This is a genomic window from Microbacterium sp. ZW T5_56, assembly GCF_044987425.1.
Taxonomy (GTDB): domain Bacteria; phylum Actinomycetota; class Actinomycetes; order Actinomycetales; family Microbacteriaceae; genus Microbacterium.
Genome location: NZ_JBJDRI010000017.1, coordinates 47,903 through 64,174 on the forward strand (window position 1 = coordinate 47,903; position 16,272 = coordinate 64,174).

The following is a 16,272-nucleotide window of genomic DNA, read 5'->3' on the forward strand; positions in this document are numbered from 1 at the left end:
GGCGAGACGCGTGAGCGTCACGCCGCCGGGCGAGCATCAGGCCAGCGATTCCGGAGCGTCGCCGAAATCCGGAACCGGCAGGCGTTCTCCGCCGCGCAGCGCGGACTGATGGGCGACGATGCCGGGCACCGTGTAGCGCGCTGCCTCCCAGGCGTTCACCGTCGGGATCGTGCCGTACGCGACAGCGCGGGCGAAATCGTCGACCAGGAAGTGGTGGCTTCCCTCGTGGCCGTTGGGCAGTCCCTGCAACTCGATCGGAAGTCGACCCGCATCGTGCACCGGGGCGAGCCCGGAGACGAACGCGTCGCGCAGTGCGGGATCCACGTCGGCCAGCGACGGGTCATCCAGGCTCATGCTCGGACGCGACTCGAGGTCGACCGTGATGTCGGTCCACCCCTCCTTGTCCTGCCAGACCGAGGTCTCGACGAGCTGCTCGAAGCTGCCCTCGGTGCCGAAGATGCGGAAGCGGCTCTCGCGGAGGTGCGACGGGTAGCCGACGCGGCGGAACTCGTTGATGCGCATCGACCCGCCGTCAGCCATCTCGAACAGCGCGGTGGCGTTGGAGAAGTCGTTGTCGAACATGCTGACGTCCTTGTCGAAGACGCCGTCACCGCGGTCATCGCGCACGCCGATGCAGCTGACGCTGACAGCGTGACCGCCGGTGGCGCCGAGCACGCCGCCGATCGCGTGGGTCGGGTAGTGCATGGGTGGGTAGCTGGCGGTGCTCTTCCACGCTTCGCCGCCGCTGTACTCGTAGGCGGCGTAGAAGCCAAGGTCCATGTCGTGAACGTAGTCGCCCTCGGCGTAGAAGATGCGACCGAAGGCACCGGACTCGCGCTGCTTGCGGCCGTAGACGGCCGCCGGGTTGTAGTAGCTGGTCTCGCCCATCATGTACGTCAGCCCGGTTTCGCGAACCGCGTCGATGATGTTCGAGACCTCCTCCACGGTGAACGCCATCGGGACGGCCGAATAGACGTGCTTGCCTGCGCGCAGCGCCTGCACAACGAGCGGGCCGTGAGTCCAGCGCTGGGTGAAGATCGCGACGGCATCGACACTGCTGGCGAGCAGGTCGTCGAACGTTGCGAACGTGCCGGCGAGACCCTGTCGCTCCACCAGCGCTTCGGCGCGATCGGGGAGCAGATCCGTTACGAAGATGTCCGTCACGAGGGGGTGGGCGTGCCAGAGCTTGGAGAACTGGCCGGAGAACTGCCCGGCACCGACGATGCCGAGCGAGAAGGGGCGGGGTGTGGTCATGCGGCGAGTCTGGCATTTCGGGGTTACACGAGTCAAGTTCCAAATTTCGATCCTCAATGCCCGGAAAAACAACCAGGAATGGCTCTTGCGCTCATCACGGTTACGCGTGTAGCTTGCCGGGAGGTCGTTCACTGACAACGGAGTACGGATGACGAATACACAGACGCTACGAGCCGCTACGGCTCAGCAAGCGGCTCGGAGCAGAGCCGGCGGATCGGGCAGACGGCGCTCGCGCAGTGATGTGCGGATAGCTCTCGTCTTCATCGCACCGGCCCTCATCGGGCTGCTGCTGTTCTATGTGGTGCCTACCGCGCGCGGGCTCTATCTGAGCTTTACGGAGTACAGCATCCTCGGCGAACCCGAGTGGATCGGCACCCGAAACTACGAACGCATCGCGCAGGATCCGCTGTTCTGGAACGCGCTGGTGGTGACGATCGAGTATGTCGTGATCAACATCGTGCTGCAGACGTCGATCGCGCTCTTGCTCGCCGTGCTGATGCAGCGCGTGGCCAAGTCCACGTTCGTGCGCGGCACGCTGCTGATGCCGTATCTGATGGCCAACGTGATCGCGGCCCTGCTGTGGTTCTGGATGCTCGACTACCAGATCGGCATCGTGAACCAGGTGATCGACTGGATCGGCCTGCCCCGGGTCGCTTTCTTCGGAAATCAGGAGTGGGCGATCCCGACGCAGGCGCTGATCAACACCTGGCGTCACGTCGGCTATACCGCGCTGCTGATCTTCGCGGGTCTTCAAGCCATTCCCGGCACCGTCTACGAGGCGGCGGCCATCGACGGTGCGGGGCCGTGGCGGACCTTCTCTCGCATCACGCTGCCACTGCTGCGTCCGGTCCTCGCCCTCGTCCTCGTGGTGACGGTCACCGGATCGTTCCAGGTCTTCGACACGGTCGCCGTCACCACCGCCGGAGGACCCGTCAACGCCAGCCGCGTGCTGCAGTACTACATCTTCCAGCGCGCCTTCAACGAGCAGGACTTCGGGTACGGGTCCGCCCTCGCCGCGATCTTGTTCATCATCCTCGCCATCGTGGCCGCACTGCAGATGAAGTTCCTGCGCGGCAACGAATCGGATCTGGACTGAGTGGAGAGCACCATGACCGAGACCATGAACATCGTCGTTCCCGGCCGCGCGCGCCGCCGGCCACGCAATGCCCGCTCCGTGCTCGCCTGGATCGTCATCGGGATCGCGATGGCCGTCAGCCTGCTGCCGTTCTACTGGGTGCTGCGGACTTCGCTCTCGCTGAACTCGAAGCTGGCCAGCGGATCGGCGGATCTGTTGCCCGTCGGCTTCAATTTCGGAGCGTACGAGCGGGTGTTCGGCCTGCAGAGCCCCGCGGAGGCGATCGCCCAGGGCGGATCGGGCGCCTCCATCAACTTCTGGCAGTACCTGGGCAACTCGTTCCTGTTCGCGGGGATCACCACGATCTGCGCGGTGTTCTTCAGCTCGATGGCCGCATACGCCTTCTCCCGCCTGCAGTGGCGCCACCGTGACAAGGTGTTCGGCCTGTTCCTGGCCACCGTGCTGGTGCCGCCGATCTTCACCGCGCTGCCGAACTTCCTCATGGTGCGAAACCTCGGACTCCTCGGCACGATGCTCGGTCTGGTGCTGCCGTACCTGTTCATGACTCCGTTCGCGATCTTCTTCATGCGGCAGTTCTTCCTGAACATGTCGCGGGAAGTCGAGGAGGCCGCGATGCTCGACGGAGCGCAGCACTGGCGCATCTTCTTCCAGATCGTCCTGCCCAACGCGGCCGCTCCGCTGGCGACGCTGGCGCTGCTGACCTTCATCGGCCAATGGAACGAGTATTTCTGGCCGCTGCTGGTCTCCGATGAGAGCACCCGCGTGCTCACGGTGGGACTCGGAGTGTTCAAGTCCCAATCGCCGCAGGGGGCCCCGGACTGGTCCGGCCTGATGGCCGCCACCCTCATCTCGGCGCTGCCCGTCCTCATCATCTTCCTCGCGTTCGGAAAACGGATCGTCAATTCGATCGGCTTCTCCGGCATGAAGTAATCCCCTGCACCACTTTCGAAAGGACCCCTCGATGAAGAAGAAGTTCCTTGCTGCCGCAGCCGCCCTCTCGGTCACCGGCCTCGCGCTTGCCGGCTGTTCCGGCGGCGGTGACGGTGGAGACTCGGCCGGCACCATCAACTACTGGCTGTGGGACGCGAACCAGCTCCCCGCCTACCAGCAGTGCGCGGACGATTTCCATGCCGCGAACCCCGACCTCACGGTGAAGATCACCCAGCTCGGCTGGGACGACTACTGGAGCAAGCTGACCAACTCGATGGCGGCCGGCAACGCACCGGACGTGTTCACGGACCACCTCGCAAAGTACCCCGACTTCCTCAAGACGAAGCAGCTCGTCGCACTCGATGACGTCAAGATGGGCGATTACGCCGACGGTCTCGCCGACCTGTGGGTGGGGCAGGACGGCACGCGATACGGCGTCCCCAAGGACTGGGACACCATCGCGCTGTTCTACAACAAGGCGATGCTCGCCGACGCAGGGTTGACGGACGCCGACATGGCCGATCTCACCTGGAACCCCGAGGACGGCGGCACGTACGAGAAGGTGATCGCTCACCTCACCGTGGACGAGAACGGCAAACGAGGGGATGAGGCCGGGTTCGACAAGAACAAGGTGGCGGTCTATGGTCTCGGTCTCGCCAATTCCGGTGGCGGCAACGGCCAGGCGGAGTGGAGCTACCTCACCGGTACGACGGGCTGGACTCACACCGACAAGAACCCGTGGGGCACGCACTACAACTACGACGACGAGCGCTTCCAGGACGCGATCGCCTGGTGGGCCGGGCTCATCGAGAAGGGCTACATGCCGAAGCTGGAGACGACGGTCGGTGCGAACATGGCCGACACGTTCGGCGCCGGCAAGTCGGCGATCAACGCGCACGGCTCGTGGATGATCGGTCAGTACACCGGCTACGAGGGCATCGAAGTGGGCATCGCGCCGACGCCGGTGGGCCCCTCCGGCACGAACGCCTCGATGTTCAACGGTCTCGCCGACTCGATCTGGGCGGGCACCAAGAACAAGGACGCAGCCATCTCCTGGGTGGAGTACCTCGGATCCTCCGCCTGCCAGGACGTCGTCGGCGAGCACGCGGTCGTGTTCCCAGCCATCTCGTCGGCTGCGGAGAAGGCGAAGGAGGCCTTCGCGGCAAAGGGCGTGGACATCGAGCCCTTCCTCCAGCACGTCACCGACGGCACCACATTCCTCTTCCCGATCACCGACAACGCGGCCAAGATCGACGGCATCATGAAGCCCGCCATGGACGCGGTGCTCTCGGGCCAGGCCCCGGCGTCGTCGCTCACCGCGGCGAACGATCAGGTGAACGCTCTGTTCGAGTGAGGTGAGACGTCGGGGGTGCCGCGGGCCCGAGCCCGTGGTGCCCCTGTTTCATGCGGTGCTAGCGTGCGGTCGGCCGTCCGACTGGCTCTCCAAATCAGGTTCAGAGTGCTGTGAAATGAAGCCGAGCCGCTCGCGCTCCCGAACGAGTTGTCGGTACTTGCGGGTCTCCTGCTCGGCTGCGAGTGGGACGAGCAGGTGCGCAAGATTGACGATGGCACCGCAGCCTGCCGCGAGCACGCCAGCAACGCCGAGCAACGCACCAGGCTGTGCGTAGCCACCCGCGCCGATCAAGAAACTGAGGGCGAGGACGAACGAGCCGCACCACCCCGCCGCGTGTGCGACACGAGTTCGCAGGCGGATTGCAGGGAGATCCTTCGGGTTGCCGTCGTGATTGGATTTCGCAATCGACAGCCACATGCGTTGTGCCCTCCTCGTTGCTGAGAGTGCGGTCATCAGAAACGGCATGGAGCAAACCAAGAGAGCGAGGACCAGGTGGACCGGTGTGAGGTGGCGGTTACCCAGTAGCAACACTGAAACCGCTGCCACCAGGGTCACCGTCGCGCCGCCACACACGACAGCAGGCAAGAGCGCAAGAAGCCACCGCAGCGCTCGTGCTCTCGCCCGGAGCGTATGGTCCGGGCTACCAGGGAGCGGTATGAGCTTGTACTGCGCTCGCACAAGGTCGCGCATTCGACCGCGAGCGTCTTCGAGAGCCTCGAACGACAGCCGGCCGATTGCGACGGCAATCACAAAGCCTGCAGCGCTGGTGATCGGAACACCGATGAGTGCGCCGCTGATGTGTTGGCGCTCGGATACTGCACCCACGAACCAAATGATCATCACCAACACAGACCACGCCGTGAGGAAGCTGCTGATCGCGATGACAGTTCCAGCTGTCGAAGAAGCGAACGAGCGATCTTCGCCCCATGAAGCCGGCATCGTCGGCACGATCGCGCTCAAGCCGGCGATGACAGTAAGGAGTACGGGAACACTCCAACTAGCGTGGGCTGCCGAATCGTTGACCACCGTCGTGACCCACGTCCACACTTCAGGTGTGCCGATACTGCCTGGGACGCCCGTTCGAAAGCTGATGACGAGAACTCCGATGAGAACCAGGCCGTAGCAGAGAACCAGGGCCAACGCGAGAATCGGGCCGATTGCTTCGCTGAGTCGGCGAGTGGCGAAGCGCGGACTGGGCTGAGGTCGAGACATGTTGTTCCTCCTGCTGCACGAGCCTTGCAGCAGATACGAACGAACAACGTGTGATCGGTCAGGCTGTGGAAACCTCCGGAACGCGCGTACAAGTGGGCTGCCGTAGCAATCACGGGTAACGGGGTGTACGCCGCGTGAAGGCAGCGATGTCGCCCGGACCCTGGCATGCCACCATCGCGGCCCGGGCTGAACACATGAACATGCGCCGGATCGATGAGCGGATCGCGGAATCAGTCCTGGATCCGGCGCACGTTCATGCGTTCGCGCACGGTGACCGCCGCGTGCGTAACACGCGTGACACACCGCCGTCGCATACTGGAGGCATGACAGCGCTGCAGCAGGAGATCATCGACGCCCTCGGTGTGAAGCCGACGATCGACGCCACCGCGGAGGTGGAGCGTCGGATCGAGTTCCTGACGGAGTACCTGCGCACCACGGGCGCGCGCGGTTACGTGCTCGGCATCTCCGGCGGGCAGGACTCGACCCTGGCCGGACGCCTCGCGCAGCTCGCGGTCGAGCGACTTCGCGCGGAGGGGCGCGAGGCGACCTTCGTGGCGATGCGACTGCCGTACAAGGTGCAGCACGACGAAGCCGATGCGCAGGCCGCCATGTCGTTCATCGGTGCGGATCGTGAGCTCACCGTCAACATCGCCGAGGCGGTGCAGGGGATGGAGAACGCGATCAAGACGGCTGGCGACGAGATCAGTGACTTCAACCGCGGCAACATCAAGGCGCGCACCCGCATGATCGCGCAGTTCACCGTGGCAGCGCAGCACGGGCTGCTGGTGATCGGAACCGACCACGCCGCGGAAGCGGTGACGGGATTCTTCACGAAGTTCGGCGACGGCGCAGCCGACCTCACGCCGCTCGCGGGGCTGAACAAGCGCCAGGGTCGCGCGCTGCTGCGTGTTCTGGGGGCACCGGAGCATCTGGCCACGAAGGTTCCCACCGCCGACCTCCTCGACGACAAGCCGGGTCGCACCGACGAGGACGAACTCGGCCTCACCTACGAGCAGATCGACGACTTCCTCGAGGGCAAGACGATCGATGCTGCGGCGGCCGGGAAGCTGGAGGCCAAGTACCTCGCCACCGAGCACAAGCGCCACCTCCCCGTGGCTCCGTTCGACACCTGGTGGCGCTGACCTCGCGCTTCGTCTCGCTGGCGCAAGGTCAGCGGTCTTGTTCTGGTTCCTGAACGCACTTTGTCGCTCACGCGGGTCCTGCGTGCTCATCTTGTGACGACACGAGGACGCTCACCAACCGGGGGTCGCGAGAGTCCAGCTTCTCAATCCGTGAGCGAGACGAAGGGCCCTCGTGAGGTGCTGCACATCAGGGGCAGCATGTCGCGAGGCCGTGTTGGTCTCGCTGGCGCAGCTCGGGGTGTGCGGTCGTTTCGCTGCGTGACAGGGACCGAGGCGCGCTCTGCTCAGGGGGTCGCGCGGGCGGCGTCGAGGAGCATGACGACCTCCGTGAAACCGCGCGAGACTGCGTGTTCGCGGGGCGTGACGCCGTCGCCATCCGCGATGTCCGGATCAGCGCCGGCATCCAACAGCATGCGCACCGTCTCGATGTGATCCGCGGATCCCGTGCCGAGGATGATCGCCTCGAGCAGCGCGGTCCAGTGCAGGTTGTTGATGTGGTCGACGTCGACTCCCGCGTCGATCAACAGACGCACGGCGGCGACGTGACCGTGCTCGCTGGCCGGGATCAGCGCCGTGCCGCCGTACCGGTTGGTGCTCGTCACGTCGGCGCCGTGGTCGAGCGTGAGCGCCAGAATGTCCGTGAGTCCCTCCGCGCCGGCATAGAGGTACGCGCTGTCCTGAATCGCGTCGGCAGCATTGGGGTCGGCGCCTTCCGCCAACAGGAGGCGCACGATGTCGACGTCCCCGGCGCGTGTGGCGATGAGTACGGCGGGACGATCCGAATCGCCCCGCACATCGGGGTCGGCGCCGTCGGCGAGGGCGGCACTCACTGCTGTCTCATCGCCGCTGCGGACAGCGTCGAGCAGGCGTTCGTCGGCGTACGCGGGCTTCGCCGCGGGGCCGGTGCAGGCAGTGAGCAGGATGGCTGCCGCCGCAGTGATGACGATCGCGATCGGAGTTCGGCGCATGGTTCGAGCCTAATGGGATACCAAATCCCGTTGTTCATGGTTGGCTGTCAGATTCCTGCCGGTCTGCGATTCAGCGCACCGGTCGCGCCTGCCGCCCGGGGCGTGAGGTCGCTGTCACCGTGTGCTCAGGACCCTGAGTTGCGGCGAAGACATGACCCGAGTGAGGCGACTGCTCGCGCTGTGATGAACGTCCGGGGGCCGTTCGTGGGCGCGTTTGCTGTCTCGAAACGAGGACGATGTCGCGAACGGAGGACGGGGGCTGGGCTGTCGTCCTCCGTTGGCGCAAATGTCCTCGTTTGGGGACACACCTGCGCTTCGCGACGCGCCCGCACTTGGCGACCCCTCCGTACTGCGGGACGCCCGTCACGTTTCTCGAGCCTGCCACCCTGTGGCGGCTGAGCGGCTTCGACGGCCAGACTCCAGCGGGGGGACGCAGTTCGACCTGGGCCCGTTCCTGGGCGAGTTCGCCGTCTCGAAACGAGGACGATGTCGCGAACGGAGGACGGGAGTCGGGCTGTCGTCCTCCGTTGGCGCAAATGTCCTCGTTTGGGGACACACCCGCACCTCGCGACGCCCCGTACTCCGCGACACCTCCGCACTTGGCGACCCCTCCCCGCTTCTGGGCACCCGTCCGAGCGGAGTGGGGTGACGACACCGTTCCGTGATAACTGTCCGGGGGCCGTTCCGAGGCGCGTTCGCTGTCGCGAAACGAGGGACGATGTCGCGAACGGAGGACGGGAGTCGGGCTGTCGTCCTCCGTTGGGGCAAATGTCCTCGTCTGACGACGCCCCAGCGTTTGGCGACGCGGCCGCACTTGGCGACGCCTCCGTACTTCGGGACGCCCGTCACGTTTCTCGAGCCTGCCGCCCTTGTGGCGGCCGAGCGGGCTTCGGCGGCAGACTCTAGCAGGGGCTCAGTTGGAACTGAGGCCGTTGCGGGGCGAGTTCTCTGTCCCCGAAACGGGGACGATTTCGCGAATGGAGGACGGGAGCCGGGTTCTCGTCCTCCGTTCGCGTAAACGTCCTCGTTTGAGGACACCCCCGCACCTCGCGACGCCCGGGCTCTGCGGCACCCGTACTCCGCGACACCCGTACTTCGGGACGTCTCGTACTCCGCGACACCCCCGCGCGCTTCGCGACACCCGTACTTCGCGACACCCGTACTTCGCGACACCCGTACTCCGCGACACCCGTACTCCGAGACCCCCGTACTCCGCGACGTCCCGGGCTCCGAGACTCCCGCGCACCGCGACCGACGCGCACCGGGACGCCCGTCACGTCGCCCGAACCCGCCACCCCTGCGGCGGCTGCGCGGGACCCAACAGCGGATACCAGTGCCGATCCCGCAGCTCCGATTCGGCCACCCACAGCCCCGGGCCTGTCGGCTGCTCGGCCGACGTCCAGACCGCGAAATGAGCGAGCGGCATCGGCCACGGGTAGTCGAGCGCCGGGGGAGAGACGATGTTGCGGACGAAGCCGAGCGGGCGCAGCGATTCCGGCGCGATGCCGAGCTCGGTCGCCAAGCGCGCCACGGTGGCCGAGCCGTGCGGGTCGTTCACGGGAACCTGTCGCGTCGGGATGTCCTGTCGCCCGTCCTCCCGCGGAGTGCAGTACACCTCGCCTCCGCGCCGCACGAGCACCCGCACCAGCCCGACGGGGCGAGGGATGACCTCGGACAGCACGACCTCCGCGCGTCCGTGCGGGAGCCACGGCGCGCCGTCGATCCGTCGGATCACACGTTCCGCGTCGTTCGACTCAGACCCCATGCCCCCAGCATTCCATCCCCATAGGTTCCCCAGGCCGCGGGCCGTATCCTGGAGGGTATGACTTCTGACATGACCCCGGTGCGCATGACCGGCAGCAACGGCGACGTGCAGGTGCGTCCGCGTACCGAGGGATGGCAGCAGAAGCTGGACTCGGAGGGTCGTCCGGCACTGCAGTTCGCGAGCCCGAAGCGCGGCAAGCCGCCCGTGCACCTCGCCGACTTCACGCCGGAGGAGCGCGTGGCGAAGCTGAAGGAGCTGGGGTTCCCCGGGTTCCGCGCCAAGCAGCTGGCCACCCACTACTTCACGCACTACACGTCCGACCCGGCGGAGATGACCGACCTCCCCAAGGAAGGACGCGAGGAGCTGGTCGGCGGTCTGATGCCGAACCTGCTCACCGAGGTGCGTCGTCTGGCGACCGACCGCGGCGACACGATCAAGTTCCTCTGGCGTCTGCACGACGGCGCGCTCGTCGAGTCCGTGCTCATGCGCTACCCGGGCCGCATCACGCTCTGCGTGTCCAGCCAGGCCGGCTGCGGCATGAACTGCCCGTTCTGCGCGACGGGCCAGGCCGGACTCACCCGCAACATGTCGGCTGCCGAGATCATCGAGCAGGTGGTCCGCGCGAACCGTGCGATCGCCGCCGGTGAGCTGGGTGGCAAGAAGAAGGACGACCACTCGATGGAGCGGGTGTCCAACATCGTCTTCATGGGCATGGGCGAGCCGCTGGCCAACTACAGCCGCGTGATGCACGCCGTTCGCACCATGGTCGCCCCGCAGCCCGAGGGCCTCGGAATGTCGGCCCGTGGCATCACGGTGTCCACCGTCGGTCTGGTTCCCGCGATCAAGAAGCTCGCGGCAGAGGACATCCCCGTCACCTTCGCCCTCTCCCTGCACGCTCCCGACGACGAGCTGCGCGACGAGCTCATTCCGGTGAACTCGCGCTGGAAGGTCGATGAGGCGCTCGATGCCGCGCGGGAGTATTACGAGAAGACCGGCCGTCGCGTGTCGATCGAGTACGCACTGATCAAGGACATGAACGACCACGCGTGGCGCGCGGACCTGCTCGCGAAGAAGCTCAACGAGCGCGGTCGCGGCTGGGTGCACGTGAACCCGATTCCGCTGAACCCTACGCCGGAATCCGTGTGGACCTCGTCCGAGGTGTCGGTGCAGAACGAGTTCGTCCGTCGCCTGAACGACGCGGGCGTTCCCACCACCATCCGCGACACTCGCGGCAAGGACATCGACGGTGCGTGCGGTCAGCTGGTCGCCACCGAGGATGACAAGGCTGCGGCGGCCGCGGCCGTCTGACTCGTCACAGCGCAAAACGCTCGTATCCGCAAGGAATACGAGCGTTTTGCACGTCATGAAGGTCCATCACACTCGTGATCGGCCGTCGCGGACGCCGTCGACGGACCCGAGGCGCGCGGCGCGATCCAGCCACGCCTCCCGTCGCGCCGGGGACGCCTGTCGCACGTTCAGCATCCGCGTGGTGCGAACCGAGCGCACGCCGCAGAAGCGCATCGTGTTCTGGACGACGTGACGCTGCGCGGGCACGCCGGTGAACGGCGTGAGCAGGGCCGGGGTGTCCGCGAGGAGGAGCAGTCGTCCATTGCGGGCGGGCAGGAGCCCCTCCGGCAGGCCCGACGGGCGGTAGCGATACTCCTGGCGGGGGAGCAGCGCTCGGTCGAAGAACCCCTTGAGCAGTGCGGGAACCGAGCCCCACCAGAGCGGTGTGGCGATGACCACCGTCTGGGCGTCGTGCAGCGCGCGCCGTGCCTCATCCAGGTCGGGCTCCATCGTCATGCGCTCGCGGTAGCCGAAGCGCAGGATCGGATCGAAGTCCAGATCCCGCAGCGCGATCACCCGCGAATCGGCGTGCGCGTCGGCGTAGCGGCGAGCGATCGCGGCGGTAAGCGAACGGCCGTCAGGGTGTGCGTCGAGGACGAGTGCGCCGGTCATGGCATCCAATCTTGACAGTGTCTATTTGGTGGACAGTGTCAAGATAGGCAACAATGTTGCTCGTGTCAAGTTCACGAGATGGGTATCACCACGGGGATCTCGCCCACGCCCTGGAGTCGGCAGCGATGCAGCTGATCGCCGAGAAGCCGGCGCAGGAGATCAGCCTGCGCGAGGTCGCGCGCGCGGCCAACGTCAGCCACAACGCGCCGTATCACCACTTCGCCGATCGCAACGGACTGCTGAAGGTGATCGCCGAACGCAGCATGACCGACCTCGTGGATGCCGTCGTCGACGCGGTCGAGGCCGCCCCCGATTCGCGCACGGCCTTCCGGGAAGGTGGCGCCGCGTATCTGCGATTCGCGGTCGAGCGGCCGCATGCCTTCGCAGCGATCTACGATCCGACCGTCTGCGTGCCGGGTTCGCCCACTCCCGCGATGGCCGCCCTCATCGACCGGCTGGAAGGCGTGCTGAACGACATCACGGCAGCGGTGGGTCTGTCGGAACCCGTCGATGCGGTGTCGGTGTGGGGCATGATCCACGGACTCGGTGTGCTCAGCGCCGCCGGACACATCCCCCTTCCCGCGGCGCTGGCGGCGCAGGGGAACGCGGTGGATCGACTGCTCGCGGGGATTCCGGCGGTCTCATAACTTCCGCAGTGCCGGGTGCGGTGCATGAGTCGAGGAGATCTCGGCCTGGGGAGGCTCAGACACCGGTATCCGTCCTCGTTTGGCGACAATGCCCTCGTTTCGGCGGGCCTGGTTCGCCAGCGACTGAGGCCGGGCACACGGGGCTGGCCGCGCGGACTCGAAGGCATCCGCGGGTCGTGGCACGCATGAACGGAGGAGATTTTCGCCGGCGGAGGCTCAAACACCGGAATCCGTCCTCGTTTGGCGACAATGCCCGGGTGCGTCCCGTAGCGTGGTGTCAATTCCCGCGGGGTTCTCGTCGTCGGAGACGGTGAAGGGCCATCGTGGGAGACCCAGTTGTTTCCGGCAAGAAGCAAAGCAGAGATCCCACGATGACCCAGAACCAGTCTGCCCTGACGACCCTGATTTCCGAAGTCCTCACCGACCCGGACCTCGCGCACTCCGATGTGTTCCGGCGGATGCTGCAGGCGGGCTTGCAGGACCTCGTCGATGCAGAAGCGGCGTCGAAGATCGGTGCCGGCCGTTACGAGCGCTCGAGCGAGCGGACCACACGTCGCAACGGCACCCGCCCGAAGACCCTCGCGACACCGGCTGGGGAAGTTGATCTCGCGATCCCGAAGCTGCGGGAGGGGTCGTTCTTCCCGTCGCTGCTGCACCCTCGGCGTCGGGTCGACAAGGCCCTCTACGCGGTGATCTGCCAGGCCTGGATCGACGGGGTCTCCACGAGGAAGGTCGACCAGCTCGCGCGCGCGTTGGGCAACGACACCGGCATCTCCCGGTCTACGGTGTCCCGGATCTGCTCGGAGATCGACGAGGCCGTGCACGAGTTCCTTTCCCGCCGGATCGATCACACCTGGTTCCCTTACCTGTTCCTCGACGCGACCTATCTCGACGTCCGCGTCCGCGGGCGGGTCATCTCCCAAGCGCTCGTCGTCGCGACCGGCGTCTCTGGGGAGGGGCGCCGGGAGATCCTCGGGATGGCGCTCGGAGACGCGGAGACCACCGACTTCTGGACCGAGTTCCTCCGCTCGTTGCGGGAGCGGGGCTTGAAGGTCGCGACCGACGCCGACCCTCTCGGAGTGACGCTGGTCACCAGTGACGCGCACGCCGGGATCAAGGCCGCGGTGAAAGCGATCCTGCCCGGATCCGGATGGCAGCGATGCCGGGTCCACTTCGCCCGCAACGTCACCCAGCGCCTGGGATCAGCGCGTTCCAAGCCCGTCAACGCGTTGATCTCCACGATCTTCGCGCAGACCACCACCGAGGCCGTCTCCGGCCAATACCGGCAGGTCGTAGAGAGCCTGCGCTCCTCGTTCCCGGAGATCGCGGCCATGCTCGACACCGCTGAGGGCGACCTGACCGGCTTCGCCGCACTGCCCCGCGAACACTGGCAGAAAGTCTGGTCGAACAACCCCATCGAACGATTGAACCGGGAAATCAAACGCCGCGCCGACGTCGTCCAGATCTTCCCCGACCGCGACAGCGTGACCCGGCTGATCGGCGCCGTTCTGCAAGAGCAGCACGAGGAATGGCAGTACGGCGAACGCCGCTACCTCTCGGATATCTCCATGCGGAAACTCGTCCACATCCTGCACAACCACGCCGAGCCCGCACACCCCGAGCTCTACCTCACCGCCTGACCACCAACCACCCTCAGGAAACAACCAAATGACACCACGCCACGGGACTTGACCCAATGCCCTCGTTTTGGGGCAGCGACTGAGACAGGCCACACGGCGCTGGCGGCGCGGGGACGAAGGCGCCCGTGCATCGTGACACGCATGAATCGAGGAGATTTTCGCCCGCGGAGGCCCAACCGGCGGGATTCGTCCTCGTTTGGCGACAATGCCCTCGTTTCACGACGCGACCGTTGGCCGGCTGCGGATGGTGATCGCGGGCGGGACGAGGCGTGACACAACCTGACGAAGTCCCGGAAACGGCGTGTCCCTCACGGGCCTGCCACAGGGCGCGCTCATGGCTCTACCAGCAGGCAGACCTAACCTGAACGAATGTCGTTTTCCGCTCATCGCCCCGGACGCATGGATTCGCAGGGCCGGATCCAGTTCGATGCGCCCGCCGATCGTGTCGATGCCGAAGAACCTCTCGAAGTGCAGAGGCCCTTCCAGCCAGACGCCACCGGCAGCGAGCAGCAGCCGTATCCCGAGGCCGACGAGACGCCGACCGAGGTGCTGGCGTCCTCCGACGACCCGTCAGCTTCGGACGCCCGCGAGCCGTCGACCACGGACACGCAGGCCATGACGGAGGTGCTGTCCGACATCGAGCCGAGCATCGACGATGACACCCCGGAGGTGCTCGTCGACGCCCGTCGTCCGCAGCCGGAGGCTGAGACCACGGTGCTCGAGGACCTCGAGGCGCTTCAGGAGGAGGCCGAGGCGGAGCGGCGGGCTCACGACGCGGCGGCATCGGCCGCGCTCGGGCGCTTCGGACGCGGGCAGGACGAGCGTGACGACAGCCCCGTCGGCGCGAACTTCCCCGAGGACGACAACGACGACCGTGACGACGCCAGCTCCGGCGGCGGGGATGACGGCGACGGTCCGACGGGCACGCCGCCGGCCGCCCCGCAGGACGAATACACCGAGCGGCGCCGCACCCCGCTGCTGCGCCGGCTCGCCGTTCTCGGCGGGGCCGACGGCGCGGTGCTGGATCATGTGCCCACCGAGACGCCGCGCTTCGTGCAGATGTTCTTCGTGCTCGCGGGAACGGCGCTGATCTCCGGCATCTCGATGCTGTTCGCGCTGATCACCGGCGTGCACATCTGGGCCTGGGGAGCGGTGCCGCTCGCGATCATCTGGGCGCTCATCATCTTCAATCTCGACCGGTTCCTCACCGCGAGCATGAAGTCCACCCGCAACGGCTGGAAGCTGTTCGGCCTGGCCTTCCCTCGTGTGATCATGGCGGCCCTCATCGGCATCGTGGTGGCGGAGCCGATGGTGCTGCAGATCTTCCACAACGACATCCAGCGCGAGGTGACCACCACGAACCTGACCCAGTCGCTAACAGATCAGGATCAGCTCGCGAACGGTCCCGAGAAGCAGGCGCTCGACGCCGCGAAGCAGGCCCTCGCCGATCTGCAGAACCAGGCGGCGACGGGCATCGTCGCCGGCACGTCGAACCAGCCCGCGTCCGTCGCGGCAGCGCAGTCCACGGTCGACACCCTCACCGCGCAGATGGCCGCCGCACAGACCGTCATCGACCAGGCACGCGCCATCTACCAGTGTGAGCTGACGGGGGCGGGCGCCGAGTCGGTCACCGGCTGCACCGGTCTGCCCGGCGAAGGATCTTCCTCCGACGCGGCCAAGTCGCAGCTGGAGCAGGCTCAGGCCAGCTACGACGCCCTGTCCGCACAGCTGCAGGACGCCAATGCCGCCCTGTCTGCCGCACAGACGGCCGGCGCCACCGAAGCGGCCACCACGGAGAAGATGAACCGTGAGGAGGCGAACGCCGCGCTGCCCGCCGCTCAGGCCTCCTACGACACGGCGCTCGCCGCCTACAACGCCCGCGCTGCCACTGTGGCGAACGGAAACGCCGACGCCGAAGGCCTCCTCAGCCAGATCAGTGCGCTCAACCGCCTGGGCGAACGTGAGCCCACGCTGGCCTGGGCACACTGGCTGATCGCCGGTCTGTTCTTCATGATCGAGCTGCTGCCGGTGCTGGTGAAGGTCCTCACCAGCTGGGGCAACCCGTCCATCTACGAAGAGGTGGAGCGCGTGGTCACGCGGGTGAAGCTCGACGACGTGCGCGCTGACTCCGAGATCGCTCGCCGAGCCATCGCGGAGAAGGTGCGCGAGTCGCGCTCCGTGGTGAGGAGACGTGCCCAACGCACGGGGGAGGATCTCCCCGCCTCCGTCACCGAAGAACTCTCCGTCATTCGCTGACGACACGCATCCGCTGACGGAACGACGCCCCTCTCGTTCGGGAGGGGCG

General features: G+C 66.6%; 13 protein-coding genes. 8 read left to right on the forward strand and 5 right to left on the reverse strand.

What is annotated here, in order from left to right; genetic code table 11:
- Positions 1–36 precede the first annotated feature (36 nt).
- Complete coding sequence (locus ACI3KU_RS10085; protein WP_404922183.1) at positions 37–1,254, reverse strand: Gfo/Idh/MocA family protein; 1,218 nt, start codon at positions 1,252–1,254, stop codon at positions 37–39.
- A gap of 148 nt (positions 1,255–1,402) precedes the next feature.
- On the opposite strand from ACI3KU_RS10085, the gene ACI3KU_RS10090 reads away from it, so the two are divergent.
- Genes ACI3KU_RS10090 through ACI3KU_RS10100 form a run of 3 tightly spaced genes read left to right on the forward strand, consistent with a single transcriptional unit; the run spans position 1,403 to position 4,634 of the window.
- Positions 1,403–2,350, forward strand: a complete 948-nt coding sequence (locus ACI3KU_RS10090; RefSeq protein WP_404922184.1) for a carbohydrate ABC transporter permease — start codon at positions 1,403–1,405, stop codon at positions 2,348–2,350.
- A 12-nt stretch (positions 2,351–2,362) separates the two neighbouring features.
- On the forward strand, positions 2,363–3,280 hold the full coding sequence (locus ACI3KU_RS10095) for a carbohydrate ABC transporter permease (protein ID WP_404922185.1): 918 nt from the start codon (positions 2,363–2,365) through the stop codon (positions 3,278–3,280).
- 31 nt (positions 3,281–3,311) lie between these two features.
- Positions 3,312–4,634 carry an ABC transporter substrate-binding protein gene (locus ACI3KU_RS10100; RefSeq protein ID WP_404922186.1) on the forward strand — a complete coding sequence of 441 codons (1,323 nt, stop codon included), beginning with the start codon at positions 3,312–3,314 and terminating at the stop codon, positions 4,632–4,634.
- Between the two features lie 48 nt (positions 4,635–4,682).
- On the opposite strand, the gene ACI3KU_RS10105 is transcribed toward ACI3KU_RS10100, so the two are convergent.
- Positions 4,683–5,846: a hypothetical protein gene (locus tag ACI3KU_RS10105; protein ID WP_404922187.1), complete on the reverse strand. Its 1,164-nt coding sequence runs from the start codon at positions 5,844–5,846 to the stop codon at positions 4,683–4,685.
- A 323-nt stretch (positions 5,847–6,169) separates the two neighbouring features.
- Here ACI3KU_RS10105 and nadE point away from each other — a divergent pair, with 323 nt between their 5' ends.
- Complete coding sequence (gene nadE, locus ACI3KU_RS10110) at positions 6,170–6,988, forward strand: ammonia-dependent NAD(+) synthetase (protein ID WP_404922189.1); 819 nt, start codon at positions 6,170–6,172, stop codon at positions 6,986–6,988.
- A 284-nt stretch (positions 6,989–7,272) separates the two neighbouring features.
- On the opposite strand, the gene ACI3KU_RS10115 is transcribed toward nadE, so the two are convergent.
- Both ACI3KU_RS10115 and ACI3KU_RS10120 read right to left on the reverse strand, forming a co-directional pair.
- Positions 7,273–7,956, reverse strand: a complete 684-nt coding sequence (locus tag ACI3KU_RS10115) for an ankyrin repeat domain-containing protein (RefSeq protein WP_404922190.1) — start codon at positions 7,954–7,956, stop codon at positions 7,273–7,275.
- Positions 7,957–9,229: 1,273 nt separating this feature from the next.
- Entirely contained in the window at positions 9,230–9,721 is a 492-nt protein-coding gene (locus ACI3KU_RS10120) for an NUDIX hydrolase (protein WP_404922191.1), read from the reverse strand.
- A gap of 57 nt (positions 9,722–9,778) precedes the next feature.
- On the opposite strand from ACI3KU_RS10120, the gene rlmN reads away from it, so the two are divergent.
- Positions 9,779–11,029 (forward strand): 23S rRNA (adenine(2503)-C(2))-methyltransferase RlmN, encoded by a 1,251-nt coding sequence (gene rlmN, locus ACI3KU_RS10125; RefSeq protein ID WP_404922192.1) that lies wholly within the window; start codon positions 9,779–9,781, stop codon positions 11,027–11,029.
- 66 nt (positions 11,030–11,095) lie between these two features.
- Here the strand turns inward: rlmN and ACI3KU_RS10130 are convergent, their stop codons facing one another.
- Positions 11,096–11,680, reverse strand: a complete 585-nt coding sequence (locus ACI3KU_RS10130) for an NAD(P)H-dependent oxidoreductase (protein ID WP_404922193.1) — start codon at positions 11,678–11,680, stop codon at positions 11,096–11,098.
- A 62-nt stretch (positions 11,681–11,742) separates the two neighbouring features.
- Between ACI3KU_RS10130 and ACI3KU_RS10135 the strand changes: the two genes are divergently transcribed.
- The 3 genes from ACI3KU_RS10135 to ACI3KU_RS10145 all read left to right on the forward strand — a co-directional run bounded on the left by ACI3KU_RS10135 (position 11,743) and on the right by ACI3KU_RS10145 (position 16,223).
- On the forward strand, positions 11,743–12,327 hold the full coding sequence (locus ACI3KU_RS10135) for a TetR/AcrR family transcriptional regulator (protein WP_404922194.1): 585 nt from the start codon (positions 11,743–11,745) through the stop codon (positions 12,325–12,327).
- A gap of 371 nt (positions 12,328–12,698) precedes the next feature.
- Positions 12,699–13,967: an IS256 family transposase gene (locus tag ACI3KU_RS10140; protein WP_404922195.1), complete on the forward strand. Its 1,269-nt coding sequence runs from the start codon at positions 12,699–12,701 to the stop codon at positions 13,965–13,967.
- Between the two features lie 369 nt (positions 13,968–14,336).
- Positions 14,337–16,223, forward strand: a complete 1,887-nt coding sequence (locus ACI3KU_RS10145; protein ID WP_404922196.1) for a DUF4407 domain-containing protein — start codon at positions 14,337–14,339, stop codon at positions 16,221–16,223.
- Positions 16,224–16,272 lie beyond the last annotated feature (49 nt).

Coding starts and splice junctions, on each gene's coding strand:
- ACI3KU_RS10120 (WP_404922191.1), bottom strand. CDS start 9,721: ATGGGGTCTGAGTCGAACGACGCGGAACGTGTGATCCGACGGATCGAC.
- ACI3KU_RS10090 (WP_404922184.1), top strand. CDS start 1,403: ATGACGAATACACAGACGCTACGAGCCGCTACGGCTCAGCAAGCGGCT.
- nadE (WP_404922189.1), top strand. CDS start 6,170: ATGACAGCGCTGCAGCAGGAGATCATCGACGCCCTCGGTGTGAAGCCG.
- ACI3KU_RS10115 (WP_404922190.1), bottom strand. CDS start 7,956: ATGCGCCGAACTCCGATCGCGATCGTCATCACTGCGGCGGCAGCCATC.
- ACI3KU_RS10085 (WP_404922183.1), bottom strand. CDS start 1,254: ATGACCACACCCCGCCCCTTCTCGCTCGGCATCGTCGGTGCCGGGCAG.
- ACI3KU_RS10145 (WP_404922196.1), top strand. CDS start 14,337: ATGTCGTTTTCCGCTCATCGCCCCGGACGCATGGATTCGCAGGGCCGG.
- ACI3KU_RS10100 (WP_404922186.1), top strand. CDS start 3,312: ATGAAGAAGAAGTTCCTTGCTGCCGCAGCCGCCCTCTCGGTCACCGGC.
- rlmN (WP_404922192.1), top strand. CDS start 9,779: ATGACTTCTGACATGACCCCGGTGCGCATGACCGGCAGCAACGGCGAC.
- ACI3KU_RS10105 (WP_404922187.1), bottom strand. CDS start 5,846: ATGTCTCGACCTCAGCCCAGTCCGCGCTTCGCCACTCGCCGACTCAGC.
- ACI3KU_RS10140 (WP_404922195.1), top strand. CDS start 12,699: ATGACCCAGAACCAGTCTGCCCTGACGACCCTGATTTCCGAAGTCCTC.
- ACI3KU_RS10095 (WP_404922185.1), top strand. CDS start 2,363: ATGACCGAGACCATGAACATCGTCGTTCCCGGCCGCGCGCGCCGCCGG.
- ACI3KU_RS10130 (WP_404922193.1), bottom strand. CDS start 11,680: ATGACCGGCGCACTCGTCCTCGACGCACACCCTGACGGCCGTTCGCTT.